14 protein-coding genes are annotated in these 18,569 nt (G+C 48.8%); 4 read left to right on the forward strand and 10 right to left on the reverse strand.

Translation table 11 applies throughout. From position 1 onward, the window contains the following. Positions 1-183: 183 nt before the first annotated feature. The gene (locus AC6CIF_RS20590) at positions 184-2,157 is read right to left on the reverse strand and encodes a methyl-accepting chemotaxis protein (RefSeq protein ID WP_498201360.1); all 1,974 of its coding nucleotides are present in this window, start codon (positions 2,155-2,157) and stop codon (positions 184-186) included. Positions 2,158-2,425: 268 nt separating this feature from the next. Here AC6CIF_RS20590 and AC6CIF_RS20595 point away from each other — a divergent pair, with 268 nt between their 5' ends. After that, positions 2,426-3,826: a serine hydrolase domain-containing protein gene (locus AC6CIF_RS20595; RefSeq protein ID WP_498201361.1), complete on the forward strand. Its 1,401-nt coding sequence runs from the start codon at positions 2,426-2,428 to the stop codon at positions 3,824-3,826. A 168-nt stretch (positions 3,827-3,994) separates the two neighbouring features. Here the strand turns inward: AC6CIF_RS20595 and nagZ are convergent, their stop codons facing one another. The 7 genes from nagZ to AC6CIF_RS20630 form a co-directional block, all read right to left on the reverse strand. Beyond that, entirely contained in the window at positions 3,995-5,713 is a 1,719-nt protein-coding gene (nagZ, locus tag AC6CIF_RS20600; RefSeq protein ID WP_498201362.1) for a beta-N-acetylhexosaminidase, read from the reverse strand. Between the two features lie 31 nt (positions 5,714-5,744). After that, on the reverse strand, positions 5,745-6,941 hold the full coding sequence (locus tag AC6CIF_RS20605; protein ID WP_498201363.1) for an exo-beta-N-acetylmuramidase NamZ family protein: 1,197 nt from the start codon (positions 6,939-6,941) through the stop codon (positions 5,745-5,747). Next, complete coding sequence (locus tag AC6CIF_RS20610; RefSeq protein WP_498201364.1) at positions 6,941-7,651, reverse strand: hypothetical protein; 711 nt, start codon at positions 7,649-7,651, stop codon at positions 6,941-6,943. The genes AC6CIF_RS20605 and AC6CIF_RS20610 overlap by 1 nt, the downstream gene beginning before the upstream one ends. 48 nt (positions 7,652-7,699) lie before the next feature. Continuing rightward, positions 7,700-8,809 (reverse strand): ABC transporter ATP-binding protein, encoded by a 1,110-nt coding sequence (locus AC6CIF_RS20615; RefSeq protein ID WP_498201365.1) that lies wholly within the window; start codon positions 8,807-8,809, stop codon positions 7,700-7,702. Positions 8,810-9,043: 234 nt separating this feature from the next. After that, positions 9,044-9,877, reverse strand: coding sequence for a carbohydrate ABC transporter permease (locus AC6CIF_RS20620; protein WP_498201366.1), 834 nt, complete (start codon positions 9,875-9,877; stop codon positions 9,044-9,046). A gap of 64 nt (positions 9,878-9,941) precedes the next feature. Next, positions 9,942-10,865: a carbohydrate ABC transporter permease gene (locus tag AC6CIF_RS20625; protein WP_498201367.1), complete on the reverse strand. Its 924-nt coding sequence runs from the start codon at positions 10,863-10,865 to the stop codon at positions 9,942-9,944. 55 nt (positions 10,866-10,920) lie between these two features. Continuing rightward, positions 10,921-12,273 carry an ABC transporter substrate-binding protein gene (locus AC6CIF_RS20630; RefSeq protein WP_498201368.1) on the reverse strand — a complete coding sequence of 451 codons (1,353 nt, stop codon included), beginning with the start codon at positions 12,271-12,273 and terminating at the stop codon, positions 10,921-10,923. Between the two features lie 357 nt (positions 12,274-12,630). Between AC6CIF_RS20630 and AC6CIF_RS20635 the strand changes: the two genes are divergently transcribed. Together AC6CIF_RS20635 and murQ are read left to right on the forward strand one after the other, a co-directional pair. Further along, positions 12,631-13,593 (forward strand): N-acetylglucosamine kinase, encoded by a 963-nt coding sequence (locus AC6CIF_RS20635; protein ID WP_498201369.1) that lies wholly within the window; start codon positions 12,631-12,633, stop codon positions 13,591-13,593. Between the two features lie 22 nt (positions 13,594-13,615). After that, positions 13,616-14,521, forward strand: a complete 906-nt coding sequence (gene murQ / locus AC6CIF_RS20640; protein ID WP_047840439.1) for an N-acetylmuramic acid 6-phosphate etherase — start codon at positions 13,616-13,618, stop codon at positions 14,519-14,521. Positions 14,522-14,672: 151 nt separating this feature from the next. On the opposite strand, the gene AC6CIF_RS20645 is transcribed toward murQ, so the two are convergent. Together AC6CIF_RS20645 and AC6CIF_RS20650 are read right to left on the reverse strand one after the other, a co-directional pair. Further along, entirely contained in the window at positions 14,673-15,512 is an 840-nt protein-coding gene (locus tag AC6CIF_RS20645) for a MurR/RpiR family transcriptional regulator (protein WP_036616797.1), read from the reverse strand. A gap of 125 nt (positions 15,513-15,637) precedes the next feature. Continuing rightward, a complete protein-coding gene (locus AC6CIF_RS20650; protein WP_498201370.1) occupies positions 15,638-16,867 on the reverse strand; it encodes an anhydro-N-acetylmuramic acid kinase in 1,230 nt (409 codons plus the stop codon). 283 nt (positions 16,868-17,150) lie between these two features. Here AC6CIF_RS20650 and AC6CIF_RS20655 point away from each other — a divergent pair, with 283 nt between their 5' ends. Then, positions 17,151-18,563 carry an N-acetylmuramoyl-L-alanine amidase family protein gene (locus AC6CIF_RS20655; RefSeq protein WP_498201371.1) on the forward strand — a complete coding sequence of 471 codons (1,413 nt, stop codon included), beginning with the start codon at positions 17,151-17,153 and terminating at the stop codon, positions 18,561-18,563. Positions 18,564-18,569: the final 6 nt, after the last annotated feature.

The following is an 18,569-nucleotide window of genomic DNA, read 5'->3' on the forward strand; positions in this document are numbered from 1 at the left end:
AATTTCGTTTATAGTATGTCAACATAATGGAAAAGGATACTGTGTTTGAAGACATAACGGATGCCCCTTGTTCAACAGAAAAAAGACCGCAGGGTCGCAACCCTGCAGTCTCATCACAGAAAGGGTATTTCAGCACCCTTCCATAAGCATTTATCCTCAATCATTGTCTCATTGCTATCCCTGTTACAGCTTAAACCGTTCAATCATGTTTTGCAGATCTTCAGCCATACGTGACAATGCTGCCGAAGAAGCTGCAACCTCTTCCATTGTAGCCAACTGCTCTTGAGCCGCCGCTGATCCATCTTCCGTTCCAGAGGCAATTCTGTCCGACAGAACCATTGTATCACTTACTGCCTTGTTGACATGACTCATGCCACCATCAATTTGACGGGAAGCCGTGGATACTTCTCCAGCTTGTGCAGCCACCAACTGTACCGCAGTACGAATGTTATTGAATGCTTCGCCCGCTTCCGTAACCATTTGCGAACTCTTCACCATACCTTCTCCCGTACGGGCAAAAGTGGATTGCACCGCATTGGTTTTCTCCTGCATCTCATGCATAAGCTCATTAATCCGCTCAGCTGAGGCGCCTGAACTGTGAGCCAGTGTCTTCACTTCGTTGGCTACGACCGCGAATCCACGCCCTTGCTCGCCAGCTCTTGAAGCTTCAATGGATGCATTCAATGCAAGAATGTTCGTCTGCTTGGCAATGGCCGTAATCTCGGCCACAATCACAAGAATCTCTTCATTTTTCGCGCGCAAATCCTCAATGACCACAGACATGGCTTTGCTCTCATCATTCACCTGTTGAATATGGGTAACCGCTTCTTCCACGGTAACCATACCCGCTTCCGACTTGGTGGAAGCATCCAGAGCGATACGAGCGGTGTCTTCAGCACTTGATGAGATCTCTTTAACTCCAATGGACATTTCGCCCACGAGTTGACCTGTAGCAGCAAGACTATTGTTCTGCAAAGTTGTTCCCGCAGCTGCATCCTGCATCAGTTCGGCCACCTGTTCTGTGGCTTTGGATGTCTGCTCGGAACTTGCCATCAGTTCTTCAGAAGATGCCGCCAGCTGGCTGGACGTATCATGTACTTCTCCAAGCACACTACGTAGTGAAGTCGTCATCATATCGAAGCTTTCTCCAAGCTGTCCGAACTCATCCTTACGCTGCAAACCTACACGTACTGTTAGATCCCCTGCGCTAACTTGGGATGCTGCCTGCGTTAATTGCAGCAATGGACGGTGAATGCTGCGGATAATGAATATAAGCAGAATCAACCCAATAACCAATGCAGATGCCACAATCGTAATTGAACGGATCAAAATTGGCATTACGGCTTCCGTTGCTTCCGAAGGAACCATCTCACCAACAATTTTCCAACCCGTCACCGGATTAGTGAAATACACAGCTTCCACTTCGCGACCATCATATGTATACTTCACCGTTCCACTTTCCTTCGTATACATCTCATTAATGTAGCTTTCATCCGACTGTGTGCCGGAATCAATATTGTAGTGGAACAGGAATTTACCCCCGTTATCCAGCATGTACAGTTTTCCCTCTTTACCGATGCGAATCTGATCAACGGATTCTTTCAGATGATTGAGACTGACATTGGCTCCGAATACCCCTTTGCCGTCAGCCAGCTTGACCGCTGCGGTCACAACCCATTCGCCCGTCGAAGCCGACTGGAACGTATCCGAGATTACCGGTTCATCCTGCGACATGCCCATCTTATACCATGAACGTTCTCGAGGATCATAATTCTGTTCCTCGGATTCAGGGGACTTCATCCAGCTACCATCTTCGGAACCTGCGGTAAGTACACCCAGTTCCTTATGATTCTGAGACATCCGATCCATCTGCCTTTGCAGTGCAGGGGATTTAGTAATAATATCGTTTGAAGTAATACCCGCAGCCATCTGCGCTGCGTTATCCTTCTCCATATCGAGCATTTGATTTATCTGCAGACTAAGCATTTCTGTTTTGGCCTGTGCGGAACGAATAATTTCCATTTTAACCTGGTCAGCAGCTTTTTGATAAGACAACCATCCCACGGTAATGCTCGGTACTATCAGGAACAGGAGCAATGCAGCAATCAGGCGTTTTTTTACGGTTAAAGTAAACCAATTTCGAATCCTTTTCTTCATTTTAACTATCCCCCATCATAATCTTCACCCATCCTTTTATCGGACAATCGCTGTAAAAATATTATGTATAGATACTAAATTAGTACAAATTTAATTTAAATGATCTGATCAGATGATATGGATTATATCCGCTTCATCGTTTTGACCCTCTACGCGAGATCGTTTACAATGCTCATAAGCTGGCTATTCATGAAACGATTGGAAGGAGAGGATTCAAATCTTACGCAAGTCAAATGAAAAACAACGTATTTCCACGGTATATTCATCCATGTTCCGCATTCTGTTAGCGCTCATCCTCTGCGCAGGCCCGATTCTGGGACAAACCGGTATCACGGCATCCGCAGCGCAGGCCACGCAAGCAGTTCACATTGAAGTGAATGGTGAGCAACAATCCTGGAGGAACGCACCACTTATCATCAAAGGTTCAACGTTTGTTCCACTGCGGGATGTGGTCACATCGGTTAAAGGCACGTTGAAATGGGATAATCGCACCAAGACGGCTACCATTACCGTTGGCAGAGACAAGCTGATCCATCAGGCTGGCAGCAATTCCATTAAAGTAAACAAGGTCGATCTGGCTACAGGTGTGAATTCACGTACCGTTAACGGTACGTTGATGGTACCTGTCCGGGCCATGGCTAATGCAATCAAAGCAGACATCAAGGTCCAACGTACAGCCACGGGCCAGATGAGTGTAAATATGGTCACTGATCAAGTCAGCCTGCTGAACAGCGAGGTTGCCAGCGTTGATACGTATCTGCGCGAGATCAACTATCCAGGTATGGCTCTGATCGCCCGCGATGGTGAAGTACTTCTAAAGCAAGGCTACGGACTTGCCGATGAACAGACGCTGAATCGCCCGGATCAGAAGACCCGAATCGCATCGCTGAGCAAATCCTTCACGGCCGCGTCCATTCTGAGTCTCGTGGAGGATGGTAAGATTAATGTGCAAGATCCAATCTCCAAGTATATCTCTGGTATACCAAAGGGAGATCAGATCACGCTGCATATGCTGTTATCCCAGACTTCAGGTCTGCCATCCGCATTTGGTCGGGGTGAAGGAACTTCTATGGAAGAGACTGTAGAAGAGATTCGTCACAAAACGCTGAAGTTTGAACCGGGGAGTGCCTATCTGTACAGCAACAGCGGTTATGTTTTGCTTGCATACGTCGTTGAACAGGTATCTGGCATGAGTTATGCTGACTACGTGCAGCAGACGATACTGAAACCACTTGGTATGAAGAATTCGGGAGAGGCCTCCCGTAAAGTGCACACGATTAGTGGTTTTGTTCAAGAAGATAACGCATGGGTAACTGCGCCTTACTATGTGTCTCAATCCGGATCAGGAACCATCTATTCCACGGTGGACGATATGCTGAAATGGGATCGTGCGCTCTATACAGACAAGATTCTAAGCCAGGATACGATTGAACAGATGTATGAGCCTTATTCTGATAAAAACTATGGCTACGCCTGGATTCTCAAAGAGAATGGCGCAAACCGTACCGTCTTCCACAACGGTAGTGGTGGCGGGTTTGCCACAGCCTTTTCACGTAATCTGTCCGATGATATCACCATTATCCTGCTTGGCAACCACGCAGGTATGGACATGACTTCACTTTTGGATGAAGTTGAGGCACATACAGCCAAAGCACTGCAATTGCAATAATCTATAATTAATAGCTTATAATGAGCAAAGAGACGGTCCTTTAAAGGATCGTCTCTTTGTGTTGTATATGTTTTCATTTTAACGACTCACACTTCCGTTTCGCTCAACCCACAATCCATCTCTTCTTCATCCTGCAAAAGGCATATTTACTCATATTCTTATTACTGCCTAGGAGACATCCGCTCTTTCATCATCTGTCTGCTTTAATGTTACAGGAAGTTTCCCCGCAAAAGGAATGCGCCCCATCAGCGCCTGAGCGACGCTATCCATGGCAAGTGGCCGGCTCTCGTAAGCCGCTACATAGACCTGGGCATCCGGAAGCGCCAGCAGATCATAGGGGCTTCGCAATGCCACAACAGCCAGCGGTTTGCCCAATTGCTGTATCCAACCAATCAGCCTGCACTGTGGATCGCCGGAGGGACTTCCCGCATTGTAGGTTCCCACCACAATCTGCCGAATGTCATCTGCTTCCGCTGCCTGAAGCAGACGTGCGGAACGAATGGCGACTTCCTCGGGCGTGACCGTCAGATCGACAACATCCAGACCATACATGGATAAGGCTGAGCCCAAGGTGAACGTCTGAGTCAGCTGTTCGTCGGCAATTGACGTCACGGACGTGGCAACCGTTATGACCAGCGTACGTTCCGGTTTCAGAGGCAGCATATTCAGCTGATCGCGCACCAGTGTGATACTGTTCTCGCTAATACGGCGGGCAACCTCTTGGTGTAATGAACTGTTGCGCTCCGACCCACTGGATAGAGCAGGAGCGTTTGATGCCTTTGGCAATGATGCATTCGATACTACACCATACACTTCATCATCATCTGCACCGCCCATTCCACTCTCCAACAAACCACGCTTCGCCTTGTACATCAGCAAGCGATTCACCGACTCATCAATACGTCTCTCGCTAATCCGCCCACTCCTCACAGCTGCTAACAATGCTTCAAATGCCTCTGCCTGAAGCTTAGCCGTATGGCTAATTAACACCAGATCTGCCCCGGCCTCTACCGCCATTACGGCTGCATCGACAGTGCCATAGTTCACGGCAATGGCATCCATCTCCATGCAATCTGTCACGATCATGCCCTCATAACCCAGTTCCTGGCGAAGCAGACCGCTTAATACGGTTTTCGATAGCGTTACGGGCAGACGCTCTGGCTCCAGTGCAGGGAAATAAATATGTGCCGACATCATGGCATCGACACCTTCGGCGATAGCGGCTCGGAATGGAATCAACTCCAGGCGCTCTACCCGTTCACGATCATGAGTGATGATCGGGAGGTCCAGATGGGAATCGGTATCCGTATCCCCATGCCCCGGGAAATGCTTGGCTGTCGCTGCAATCCCAGCGTCCTGTATTCCCGCAATGGTTCTGGTCCCATATTGTGCAACGGATTGTGGAGATTCGCCGAATGATCGTACACCGATGACCGGATTGGCCGCGTTATTGTTTACATCCAATACCGGAGCAAAGTTCATGTTAATGCCCATGGACTTTTGCTCCACCCCACTGATATATGCCGCCTGATACGCATCGTCAATGGAACCGGCAGCGGCAATGGCCATTGGTCCAGGCATCAAGGCGATTCCTTCGGTAATTCGTGCAACCATGCCGCCCTCCTGATCAATGGATATCCAGAGCGGCACATTACCGCTGCTTTTGGCAATCTGTTGTAGCCCTGACGATAACCGCTCTACCTGCTCTGGCGACTCAACGTTGCGTGCAAAATAGATTACGCCACCGATGGGATACTTTCGGAGAAAGGGTTCCACATCGCCAGCAGCTTCGGTGCCATGAAAGCCACATAGCAGCATTTGCCCGATTTTCTCACGCAAGGACATCTGTTTCAGCTTCGACGGGTATAACTCTTTTTTTCCACTCATTCCATACCTCCCTCCGATAACAAACATCCATTCATTGATATAACAAAAACGGCTTTCGCCGCTCCGTCCATTCCGCTGCCTGTACATTCCACGCTTCGATTAAACGAACGAAGCCCGCCCGGTCATGGATCGTTCCCCTGACTTCCTTACCCCCTGCCAGCAGGTCGATAAAGTACCTTGAACCCGGCTCTGGTGGCTCCAGCCAGCAGAATTGCTCCGGATAGAGTGACACCAGTTCATGCAAAAGCACCAACCCTGTCTCTACCGCCCGGAATTTCCTGCTGTCCGTTACAAAAATCCTTACACCACCACACAGCTCACCTGCATGTTTGGAGAATGTTGGCGACATGTACACCGGATGCACATGTACACCTTCCAGCTTGTATTCCCGAAATCGTTCCGCCAAACGCTCACCCTCAACCCAGGGGGCTCCAATCCACTCGAATGGGCGGGTCGTGCCCCTGCCCTCCGATACATTAGTACCCTCGAACAGGCACGTCCCCGCATATACCCGCACACTGTCCAGCGTGGGCATATTGGGAGAGGGTAACATCCAGGGAAGACCACAATCCGCAAACTCCATGGAGCGCTGCCATCCTTCCATGGCAACCACGTCCAATTCGCAAGGTACATCCATCTCGCTGTTGACCATCAGGGCGAGTTCACCTACCGTCAATCCGGTACGTACAGGTACACGCCAAGCGCCAACGAGTGATTCATACCCCGCGTTCAGCACACCGCCTTCCACAACGTTTCCACCCAGCGGATTGGGACGATCCAGAATCAGCATCCGTTTGCCTGCTCCAGCACAGGCATCCATCATATGAAACAAGGTTGAGGCATACGTGTAATAACGGATACCCACATCCTGAATGTCGAATAGCACCGTATCCACTCCAGCCAGCATTGCAGGCGTAGGTCTCTTGTAATCTCCATACAGGCTGAACACCGGAATGTCCAGACGTGGATGAAGCATGTCTCCGAATCTGACACCCGCCTGAAGCTCTCCATCCAGTCCGTGCTCACAGGCATAGAGCGCTGTAAGCTCGGTATTAGCCAGTCCGGCGCACACATCTATTGTCGATACAAAATCCGCTGTAATACCAGTCGGGTTTGTAATTAGACCGATTCGAGCACCTATTAACCACGGATGCGATAGCCCTCCGGACAGAAGATCAACTCCCGTTTTTACAGCCGGGATCTGCTCGGTCCCCTTCAACTGACCCATCACACATTCCCCTGGCTTATCCAGCCTGTATGCTGGTGATCATTACCACCTGTTACAACAGGCTCTTCTTCAGGCTCCAGCACATTAAGAGCAACCTTATGCTGATAGATGGCAAACATACCTCCAAACAGCGCTCCGAAACCAACGACAGTCAGCATCAGCAGAGCCGTCAGGCACATGGCCTGAAAACAAGCGCCCATCGTGTACCCTGGGTGACGGAAGAATAGCTTCACACTTTCCCCCATCGCCTGAACGATGCCCATGTTTTTTTGTAAAACAAGCTGCCAGGTGTAGAACTGTGACATCAGCGCCATGAGAACAAAGAATGTCTGGAACACGCTCACTGCTGTACCTGTAATTCCACCCTGTCCACCGTAATACCACCAAGTTGACCATAGAATGAAACCAAGCACCGCGAAAAGCACACCCACCGATCCTCCCGGGATTATTCCCTTCAACGTTCCGACCCAGATATCCTTAAGTCCATTGCGCCGTTCCTTACGTTCCAATCTGTGATGCACGGCATAACAAACCCCGAACAGGATGGGCATATATATCAAGGCCAGAAGCAGCACCGCGATCGGCAACTGAGCAAACATCAGAATAGGAACCAATACGATGGAGCTAACGACACTGTACAAGGCCACCGGAATAATATCCCGATAGATTTCCGCGCCTGACTTGATCAATACTTCACTCAGCTTACGCATTTTTATTCTCCCCTTTCTCACCGTTCCTTCTTCACCAGGCATCGTCTCCTACTCCCGTCCGATCGCAAGCTCCGTCTCTGGATCGAAAAAGTGTGCCTTACGCAGGTCCAGCACAAAATTTTTGTCCATACCTACATAAGCATGTGTTTCAGGATGAACCTTGGCCGTAACAGTACGAGCACCGGAATGGAAGTACACCAAATTCTCGGATCCCAGATGTTCTACAACCTGAACTCGCGCCTGCAGCATGTGGTCTGTCGGGATATTCGGAGCGACATCATCACCAAAAATATGCTCTGGACGCAGACCCATAATCACCGGCTTGCCTTGATGACTCTGAAGACGAGCGAGTACATCTGATGGCAAGGTGAATGATGCACCGTCCACGACAACCTGCGTGCCTTCAATCCGGGCATCAATGAAGTTCATCGCTGGGGAACCGATAAATCCGGCAACAAACATATTCTGCGGACTCGCATACAGTTCTTTTGGTGAAGCCACCTGCTGAATATCTCCATGATTCATGACCACGATGCGTTCCCCAAGTGTCATGGCTTCTACCTGATCATGTGTCACGTACACAATCGTGGCACCGAGACGTTTATGCAGCTCTCCCAACTCCACCCGCATCTGCACCCGCAACTTGGCATCCAGATTGGACAGTGGTTCGTCGAATAAAAACACCTGCGGATCACGGACGATCGCCCGTCCCACCGCAACACGCTGGCGCTGACCACCAGACAGCTCGCGTGGTTTGCGCTCCAGCATCGCTTCCAGTCCCAGAATGGAGGCCGCATTCTGCACCTGTTCATCAATATAGGACTTTGGCTTTTTCAGGTTTTTCAGGCCAAAGGAAAGATTCTCACGGATGGTCATATGCGGATAAAGCGCATAATCCTGAAACACCATTGCGATATCCCGATCCTTCGGATGCAGATCGTTAACAAGCCGGTCACCGATCACAATATCACCGCTTGTTTGCTTTTCAAGTCCGGCAATCATCCGCAGTGACGTTGTCTTGCCACAGCCCGAAGGACCCACAAACACTACGAATTCCTTATCTTCTATAACAAAGTCCGAGCCGGCCACAGCCGTGAACGTTCCTTTATGATCGTCTTTGAATTCTTTGCGCACTTGGCGAAACTCCACGCGTGCCATAGGTAGATCCCCCTTTACGTTGTCGCTTGTCCTGAACTATATAAGTTCAACTAACGAATCCTTACACTGGCACTCCGATGACAGAACAACCTTCCGATCGCTGTTATCCCCAGATTTCTTTGATTCCTTTATAAAAAGGGGAAATCCGGTGATAAAGGCGAACGCTTTCGCTTCTTCAGGTTATTTCTGTCCTCTCCGTTATAGTGTAAATGTTTAGTTGAACATATATTGGAATTAACCTTTAACTGCACCGATCGTGATGCCCTGCAGGAAATAACGCTGCAGTGAGAAAAACAGAATGATCATTGGCAGCGCACCTATTGTTGCCCCCGCCATCATTGCGCCGAAGTCGGTTGATTCGGCAAATACAAACGAGGCCAACCCCACCTGAATGGTACGCATCTCGTTGGAATTGGTAATGAGGAACGGCCAGAAGAATTCGTTCCACGAAGCGACAAACGTGAATATCGCCAGCACCGCGATTCCCGGCTTTGCCATCGGCAGAATGACTTTCCAGAAGATGCCGAACTCACTGCATGCATCAATACGAGCCGCATGGATCAGCGATGTGGGCAGCGTAGACATGAACTGTTTCATCAGGAATATATTCGCTACGCTGACGGCAGCAGGCAGAATAATGGCCGTATACGTATCTCCCAGGTCAAACACGTTGACCATCAGAATGTACAAAGGAATCAGCGTCACCTGTGCCGGAATCATCATGGTCCCAAGCAAAGTCCAGAATACCGCCTGACTACCCGGAAACTTTAGTTTGGCAAACGCATATCCCGCCAGGGAGGCGAAGAATACATTTGTTACGGTCAGAATGATCGAGATGAGCAGCGAATTGTACAGCCAGCGCCAGGCATCGGTTTTGGCAAAAAAGCGCTCATATGGTGATAACGACAATTGCTCCGGAATCATCTGTGGTTTAAACGAAGCCGACATCGCACTATCCTGCACCGAACCAACGAGCATCCAATACATCGGAATGACCGTCACCAGCGCCCAGACCACCAGCAGAATGGATGCAACAACGAGCAGTATCTTTTTCTGTGTTGATTTCATGGATTTCATTCACCCCCGGATGCTTAATGCAACGTGCTCTAATAGTCCGTGTTTTGAACTACCTCTAATACTCAATATCGCTGGAGAAATATTTGAACTGTATGACGGAGATGACAATGATGATAATCGCCAGTACAAACGACTGAGCCGAAGCCAATCCGAACTCATAGAATTTAAATGCCGTTTCATAGATCAGATAAGCGATTGTTGTTGTCGCAAAGTTTGGTCCACCCTGTGTCATCAGATAAACCGAGATAAACACCTGGAAGGATGTAATGACACCCGTGACGAGCAGATACAGCGTCGTTGGTTTGAGCAGCGGCCATGTAATCTTGCTGAACTGGGTCCAGCCGCTGGCATGATCAATATCCGCCGCTTCGTACAGCGATTTCGGAATACCACCCATGGCTGCCAGATACAGAATAATGCCCGCTCCGTGCGATCCAAGCCAGTTCATCAGAATGAGGGAAAAGAGTGCCGATCCCGACTGGCCCAGCCAGATCACCGGATCCAAGCCGAACAGACCGAGGAAACGGTTAAGCAGTCCTGAATCCGTCGGGTCAAAGATCGCCAGCCATACAATGGAGATGGTCACCCCGGAGGCTACCGCAGGCAGATACATGGTAGCTTTGAAAAATGTCTGCCATTTGCTTTTCATCTGATAGATGAAATAGGACAGTACAAATGTAATGAGAATATTGACCGGGACTGTGCCTACGGTGAAGATGACTGTATTTTTAATCGACTTCCAGAACGTCTCATCCTTCACCAGTCGCTCGTAGTTATCCAATCCAACCCACGTCGAGTTCATAATATTGTATTTCTGGAAGCTCATCACAAGAGCCGTCAGAACAGGATACAGTGTGAAAATGAGAAACAGCAGGACAGGCGCCAAAATAAACAAATACGCCCACCCGTAGTCTCGCCAAAACCGGGCAACCCGGGAAGTCCGGGGCACTGACGGTTTTGGCGCAAGGGCGGTCTGCATGGCGAATCCTCCTCTCCTAATCAGTGTGGTTTTACGTTATGTTTGATTGTCCGAGTTATTGTCCAAACATCTGCTGGCCTTTGCTCTTGAAGTCTTCTGCGATCTGCTCCGGTGTTTTCTCACCCGAGAACAGCGCCTGGATGTTTGGCTTCACAACCTGTTCCTTGAATTGTTTTTGCTGGGATGCTTTGTCGATATCCAGTTCCAGTACAACCGGCATCGCGATATTCTCTGCCATGACCTTTGCAGCAGCCAGATTATCCGCTTGCCCAAGTTCTTTCCCTTTAAACAGATCCACTTGGGACTGTCTTACGAATGGAAGCGCCAGTTCATTGGCCGAGTTCCCTGCTTTGGCACCACTAAGCGCCTCCATCACCAGGAACGTATTTTTGGCATGCTGTTCGCCCTTGTCCTTCTTCTGTTTGAAGGCTACATACCCTTCGCCGCCCATCGTTGTTGCTGCAGGTTGATCATCATTATGCGGTACAGGCAACAGGACAAAATCAATCTTCTCTCCCTGCACCTTGCCATCATCGATGTCCTTGTTGCGGTTCTGAATCATCACATCATAATAAGGAATCGCTTTGGAGATAATCGCCGTTTCCCCCGCGTAGAACATATCCGTCCGTTTTGCTGGCGCGAGAGCCGCCGTTTCCTTAGGCATATACCCTTGATCCATCAGGTTTTTGATAAAAGAGAGGGTATCCAGAATCCGACCATCATTCCATTGGAACGTGCCGTCTTTATCAATAACATCAATCATCCCGTTGTTCCGGGACAGCATTTCAATGAAGTCAAGCGAGGTTCCGTCGGTAACCAGTGCATATTGCTTGGCCCCGCCATCCAGCGTTTTGGTCAGCTTGGCAGCAGCATCGTTGAATTCAGACCAAGTCCAGCCATTTTGCTGAATGGACTTCCAATCAATGCCCGCTTCCTCCAGAATGCGTTTGTTCCCACCCCAAGCCCATTGGAATTGATACAAGGGCAGACCATACTGTTTCCCCTGAATCTGGCCTAAATCCAGCGTACCTGGCAGGTAGTCGTCCTTAACCTCAGGTGTCAGGTAACTGTCCAATTCAAGTGCCAATCCCGTATTCACATATGTGCCATCTACGCTGTGAAAGTAAAGATCCGGCGGGTTGCCCGCGTTCAAAGCGACATCGAATTTTTTGGGCCCTTCCGCCCAGGAGAGCATTTCCGTCTTCACGGTAATGTTGGGGTGTTCTTTATTGAAATCAACGATTAGATCCTTCAGTTCATCTTCATATGTGCCATGTACAGGATAGGTCCATACCGTCACTGTATCTTCCGCATTCGGATCATCTGAAGCAGCACCCCCGCTATTCCCACAGGCAGTAACCAAGACCATCATCAACAACATCGTCCATACCAGACCCTTCTTTTTCATCCCTTCATCTCCTTTGCATGTCATCATCCGATTCTTTCATTGCCTAACCATGCTACCCCTTTTGTGATCGTTCGGCCTTCAAACTCCATCCACCTATACACGCGGCAGTAAGGAAAAGCACCTCCCCTGGAGATTGGACCTGCCAGTCGCAGGCTAAATCTCTTAAATGCAATATTAACGTCAACTTAATTGACATTAACAGTATTAATTCCTTCCAAAATTGTAGATTGAATTCATTATATGAGTTGTAAAATAAAAATTCAACATTATTTTTTATTATAAAATTTAATTTTACTTTTTCTTTTCATGCCACTATACTATGTAAAAAGAAAACCCAAGCAAGCGAGGTGAGCCACTTTGCGAGTATATGTAGGCGTAGATGGAGGCGGTACCAATACTGATGCAGCAATCATTTCTGAATCTGGTGAAATACTCGCCCGACTCAGCGGCGGTCCCACGAATCCTCACACCGTATCAACTGAACAGGCCATTTCCGAACTGCAACGAGTGCTGGAACAGCTATTTAATCTAATAAGTGATTTATCGACAAATTGTGAGGGTATATGCCTTGGTATGTCAGGTGTAGATACGATCCAAGAACGGCAACTTATAGCCGAAGCAGTAAATAACTATATGAAGAGCCGCAATCAACAGGCATCAGAAGCTTGTCCCGTCTGGGTTGTATCCGAAGGTGAGATTGCTCTGATGGCCTCTCTCGGACATACTCACGGTGTATTGTGTATCTCTGGAACAGGTTCCATCGTGTACGGATTTACGCTGGAAGGCGAGCGATACCGTGCAGGAGGCTGGGGTCATCTGCTCGGAGATGAGGGGAGTGGCTATCGTATTGGGCAGCGTGCACTCCAAGTGGTTATGCAGAGTTATGACGGCGTTCTTCCTCCCACCCGTTTAACCCCGCTTCTTCTAAAGAATCTGAACCTTCGGGATATATCGGAGCTAAAGACGCGGGTATATCAGACGGATTGGGGCAAAACCGAGACCGCATCCATCGCCCGCCTAGCTATAGAAGCTGCTGAACTCGGAGATGAGGCCGCCCAGGCACTGATCATTGACGAAGCCTCACAATTGGCGGATACCGCCAAGGCGCTGATTGCCCGTCATCCCGAATTTGCATCCACTCCGGTGGTCCTGTCCGGATCACTGTTTCGATACGCTGCACTTTTCCGAAATACATTTATTCACAAGTTATCTGAATATTATGAAGATTTGGACTTTGTATATCGTGAAGCTGCCCCCGCTCCAGCGGTTGGTGCAGCACAACTGGCAAGAAAACGCCGTTCCCTGAATGAATCATTTTAAAAGAGAGAAGGAGGCCATACGGATGAATCACATGCTGAATTCACTACTGACAGAACAACCCAATCCACTAACGGATCATATAGATGAATTGCCTTCGGCAGAAATTATGGAGCTAATTAATAAGGAAGATCAACGGATTGCGGAGCTCATTCAGCCCCTCATTCCGGTCATTGCTCAAGCTGCGGATCGGATCTTGGAGGCGTTTCAGTCTGGCGGGAGGCTTTTTTATGTAGGCGCAGGTACCAGTGGACGATTAGGAATTCTTGACGCTTCGGAATGCCCGCCTACCTACGGAACCCCGCCATCCATGGTGCAGGGTATTATTGCAGGGGGATTCCGGGCAGTGAAGGACCCGGTTGAAGGTGCTGAAGATAATGAGGAGTTGGGAGCTGCGGACCTTGATGAACATGGCTTAGACAAAAACGATGTTGTGGTTGGCATTGCAGCCAGTGGACGAACGCCGTATGTGCTGGGTGCGATGAGGCACGCCAAGGAGATCGGGGCTACGGTGATCAGCCTGAGCAATAATGCAGGCACGCCGATGACCCTGTTGGCTGATGTGAGCATTGAGGCTGTTGTCGGCCCAGAGGTTGTCATGGGTTCAACACGTATGAAGGCAGGTAGCGCCCAGAAAATGATTCTGAATATGCTCACCACTACCGCCATGATTCGTCTGGGCAAGGTTTACCGTAATTTCATGGTTGATCTGAACCCTTCGAACGAGAAGCTTGTCCATCGGGCCAAACGCATGATCCATCTGGCAACCGGAGCAAATGAAGCGGATATTGAAGAGGCTTTTACCGGTGCAGACGGTCATGTAAAAACGGCAATCGTCATGCTGATGGCAGGTGTGGACGCAACGGAAGCCCAGCACAGGCTTGATCTGGCTGACGGATTTGTCCGCAGCGCCATTGCGGGGCCTTCCTGAGCCGTACAAGGGGTATTATTAGAGGTTGAAAGAGAGGAGCCCGACATTAGCATTAGTCTGGGCTCTTTTTTTATTTTTTTTGTAAAAGCGGATATAATCCGTCAAAAAATCCCCTCCTGCATAAACAGAAAGGGATTCATATGGTTCTACTTCACTTGTGCTCCAGAATAGCCTGTCGGCTCTTCTCCAAATACTCCACCGACTGGTTGTAATCCCGACTGGCAATCGCCAGATACAAAATATCGATCACGTTCAGCTGTGCAATCCGTGACGAAGTTGCTCCGCTCCGAATATCACTTTCGGTGGAAGTAATCATCAGGGGCACATCTGCCATACTACTGAGTGTATTGCTGCCCCACTTGGTAATGCTGATTGTCGCTGCACCACCATCATGAGCATGCTTGAGACAGGAGATTACGTTCGACGTCTCCCCTGAATACGAGATACATACCACCGCATCATCTTCACGAAGCGTCGTTGCGGACGAAATCTGCATATGCGGATCGGCGAACGAAAAGCTTGTGCGATTGATTCGCATGAACTTGTAATGTGCATCCAGCGCAATCAGGTTGGAGGCCCCTACTCCATAGAAAAAGATCCGGTTTGCCTGATGAAGCACGTCCACGGCTTTTTCCACCAGACGCGGGTCCAGAATATGAACCGTATCCTTCACCGACTGAATATTGTTTGCGGACACATGCTGAATAATGCTCTCCATGGAGTCCTGGGGACGAATCTCCGTATATTGATATGGCTCACTCGTCTGTAAATCTCCGGCAATCTTCAGCTTCAGCTCCTGAAAACCCGTTACACCTAGTGATTTGCAAAGACGGATAATGGCAGCTGGGCTGCCTCCACTCCGTTCAGACAACTGGGCCACCGAGGATTGAACAGTTTCTTGCGGGTGATCGAGAATATAAGCTCCGATCTTCCGTTCGGACGGGGTCAAGTCATCCATTAATGCGCGTAAACGTACAAGTCCACCTTTCATGCCTTCCATTCGCTCCTCCTTTCCGTACTGCATTCATGTACAAGCATTTTATCTTATAATTCCACTCGCGTCTAATCGAATTCCTCGCCCTTCCATAACTGAACTCCAATTAAAGTCATACCTCACTAAAGTGTGAGATTGCCTGAGATTACGGCGTGTTTCGCGCCGGTTACTGCCGGGAGTGTATTGGTTCTTCCCATAAGTGCCTCATGGCCAAGTAGAGCAAATCCAATGGCTTCCCGAGCATCATCGGGTATGCCATAATCTGCTGTTCGTTCTAAACGGATATCCTCAGGTAGTCTCTGACGGATCATCTCCATCAGCGTGGCATTGGAAGTGCCACCACCGCACGCGAGCATGGCCGATATTTGCACCTTGGGCAGGATAAAATCCTTCACTGCACACACGATGGTTTCCGCGGTCAGACAGGTGGCAGTAGCCAGCGTATCTTCAAGAGATAAGGAACGCTTTGCGGCCATCTCCATCAGTCTCACTGCATACGCGGCTCCATATACTTCTCGCCCGGTACTTTTCGGTGGAAGTCTTTTGAAATACTCATCCTCCAAACACAGTTCTACCAGACCCTGATCGACCTTCCCCTGTGCGGCAATACTTCCATTCGGATCATAATGCTGCCGCCCATCCGTTGCCTGACGCACAATGGCGTCCATCACCATATTACCCGGTCCCGTATCAAATGCCGAAATACCTTCGGTAGATGACTCGGAGGGAAGCACCGTCACATTGCCAATGCCACCGATATTCTGCACCAGCCGCCCTTCCGTCGGGCTTCGGAACATCAGAGCATCCGCATAAGGCGTAAGCGGGGCACCTTCCCCACCAGCCGCCATATCCCTTGCTCGCAAGTTTCCAATCACTGGCAGTCCAGTCCGTTCTCGAACGACAGCACATTCACCGATCTGCAATGTCGATACCACATCAATACTTGCTCCCGTTGGCCCTGGAAATGCAGATGCTACAGGAGCATGCCATACCGTCTGTCCATGCATGCTAATCATATCCACCTGCTGCGTTGAGATACCGGCAGACTGTATCAGTTCCGTAACGCTATGCGCATACCACTCCGATACACCAAAATGCGCGGCTGTCAGCTCGTCGACACGCGCCGTCCCCGGTGAACATAACCGGATCAGTACGTCTCTCAATCCATTCGAATAAGGCACACAGACAAAATCAACCAGCTCGATCTGCTGTAATGCCCCGCTCATATCGGTTTGAATACGCACCAATGCCGCGTCAGTTCCATCAAGTGACGTTCCTGACATTAGTCCGATGACCAGATGCTCCTGCTTCAAACGATACTTCTCCCACATCGGATAGCTGCCTGTATCCATCCACTTCCAACCTCCTGCAAGACCCGAAGAACACGTCATCCTGCCATAATTTCACCCAGTATATGATATTAAATTTCACAAGTCAAACATTATATGAAATTTAATTACATCATTAAAAATAAAAAGAGAGAGATTCACCCCATTTGCGATCACACATCATGTTTTCTTCCATCAATTGATAATTAGATATCAGAAGAGAAACATTTTTACATTTTTACCGTTTATAATATGTAGGTATATTTTGGAAAGTTAGATATAGATCTAATACTAGTCGAGGTGCATAATGAAGAAAACCATTTTATTACTGTTTTTGAGTCTGTTCTTACTCGTTTTGCTCCCTAATCAGGGAAATGCCGCTGCAAGCACGTCGAAAATCTTTATGGATGGAGAGGAATTAGTCCTCCCAAGTGATGTACAGGTGACGATTATCAATAAAAACGTGATGATCCCGATTCGCGTCGTTGCCGAAAATTTGAAATTCAAAGTCGATTGGAACCAACAAGCACGCACTGTAAAAATTCAGCAAGATCAACAGACGATTTCCCTAACCGTGGATCAAAAGCAAGCCATGGTTGCTGACAAACAAGTCACTTTGAACACAGCACCGCAAATTTTGAACAAAACGCTGGTGGTGCCCATTCGATTTGTCAGTGAACAAATGGGGCTTAAGGTAAGATGGAACAATCAAGACAAGATCGTATACTTAACAAACACCAGTAAGGAACCTGCTATTGAACCAGGAAATAGTCCTGAAAAAGGGGATTCAAGCTCTACCGCTCAGGTTACCGATATCCAATTTGCCAATAATCAGCTCGTTTTATCCACCGATGGGGCCGTTCAGCCGATAGTAACGACCCTCAAGTACCCTGATCGTCTGGTTGTGGACTTGCCTGGTGCCACCTTTGGTGATATCTCCCAACCGCTGGATCAAGGGTTCAATGGCAAGCTGGATGTGAGTGGTTATCCCAATGTGACAGAAGTGAGATATTCGCTGTTCAAACGAGATCCGGCGCAAGTTCGCATTGTCGTGGAATTGAATAATGTGAAGGATGTCCAGTACAACCACAATGTGATTGCCGACAAACTGATTATTGATCTGAATGTTGCGGGTGACAATGTTACACCTGCTCCAGTCACTCCAGTAGGCGATTCAGGACGCAAGGTTGTGGTCATCGATCCAGGACACGGTGGCAGTGATCCAGGGACGATTAGCATCACGAACAAACCCGAAAAGGAATACAATCTGGCATTAGCTCACAAAGTACAAGCCCTGTTGCTCAATGAACCCAATATCGAATTGGTGATGACTCGTGAAGGTGATACTTATCCAACTCGCCCTGAGCGTGTTCAACTCGCCAATCAATTAAATGCGGATGTATTCGTATCTATCCACGGCAATAGTGTGAAGTCCGCCCCCCAAGCCACAGGTACGGAGACATACTACTATCAACGCAGTAATAGCAAAGAATTAGCCACTATCATTCATCAACGTTTGGTGGAAGCCATGGGTCTCAGAGATCGTGGTGTGAAAAATGGCAACTTGGAAGTAATCCGAGACACGACCATGCCTGCAGTGCTTTTGGAAGTGGGATTCTTGAGTAATGTACTCGATGAAGAACTGATGTCGTCCGAAGTTGTTCAGACGAAAGCCGCTCAAGCGATAGCCGATGGAATCAAGGAGTATTTGGGCCTGTAAATTATC

It is taken from the genome of Paenibacillus sp. GQ49, assembly GCF_059759055.1.

What these genes read in the sequence shown, in the direction of transcription:
- AC6CIF_RS20590 (WP_498201360.1), bottom strand. Translation starts at nt 2,157, where the DNA reads ATGAAGAAAAGGATTCGAAATTGGTTTACTTTAACCGTAAAAAAACGC.
- AC6CIF_RS20595 (WP_498201361.1), top strand. Translation starts at nt 2,426, where the DNA reads ATGTTCCGCATTCTGTTAGCGCTCATCCTCTGCGCAGGCCCGATTCTG.
- nagZ (WP_498201362.1), bottom strand. Translation starts at nt 5,713, where the DNA reads ATGAGTGGAAAAAAAGAGTTATACCCGTCGAAGCTGAAACAGATGTCC.
- AC6CIF_RS20605 (WP_498201363.1), bottom strand. Translation starts at nt 6,941, where the DNA reads ATGGGTCAGTTGAAGGGGACCGAGCAGATCCCGGCTGTAAAAACGGGA.
- AC6CIF_RS20610 (WP_498201364.1), bottom strand. Translation starts at nt 7,651, where the DNA reads ATGCGTAAGCTGAGTGAAGTATTGATCAAGTCAGGCGCGGAAATCTAT.
- AC6CIF_RS20615 (WP_498201365.1), bottom strand. Translation starts at nt 8,809, where the DNA reads ATGGCACGCGTGGAGTTTCGCCAAGTGCGCAAAGAATTCAAAGACGAT.
- AC6CIF_RS20620 (WP_498201366.1), bottom strand. Translation starts at nt 9,877, where the DNA reads ATGAAATCAACACAGAAAAAGATACTGCTCGTTGTTGCATCCATTCTG.
- AC6CIF_RS20625 (WP_498201367.1), bottom strand. Translation starts at nt 10,865, where the DNA reads ATGCAGACCGCCCTTGCGCCAAAACCGTCAGTGCCCCGGACTTCCCGG.
- AC6CIF_RS20630 (WP_498201368.1), bottom strand. Translation starts at nt 12,273, where the DNA reads ATGAAAAAGAAGGGTCTGGTATGGACGATGTTGTTGATGATGGTCTTG.
- murQ (WP_047840439.1), top strand. Translation starts at nt 13,616, where the DNA reads ATGAATCACATGCTGAATTCACTACTGACAGAACAACCCAATCCACTA.
- AC6CIF_RS20645 (WP_036616797.1), bottom strand. Translation starts at nt 15,512, where the DNA reads ATGAAAGGTGGACTTGTACGTTTACGCGCATTAATGGATGACTTGACC.
- AC6CIF_RS20650 (WP_498201370.1), bottom strand. Translation starts at nt 16,867, where the DNA reads ATGGATACAGGCAGCTATCCGATGTGGGAGAAGTATCGTTTGAAGCAG.
- AC6CIF_RS20655 (WP_498201371.1), top strand. Translation starts at nt 17,151, where the DNA reads ATGAAGAAAACCATTTTATTACTGTTTTTGAGTCTGTTCTTACTCGTT.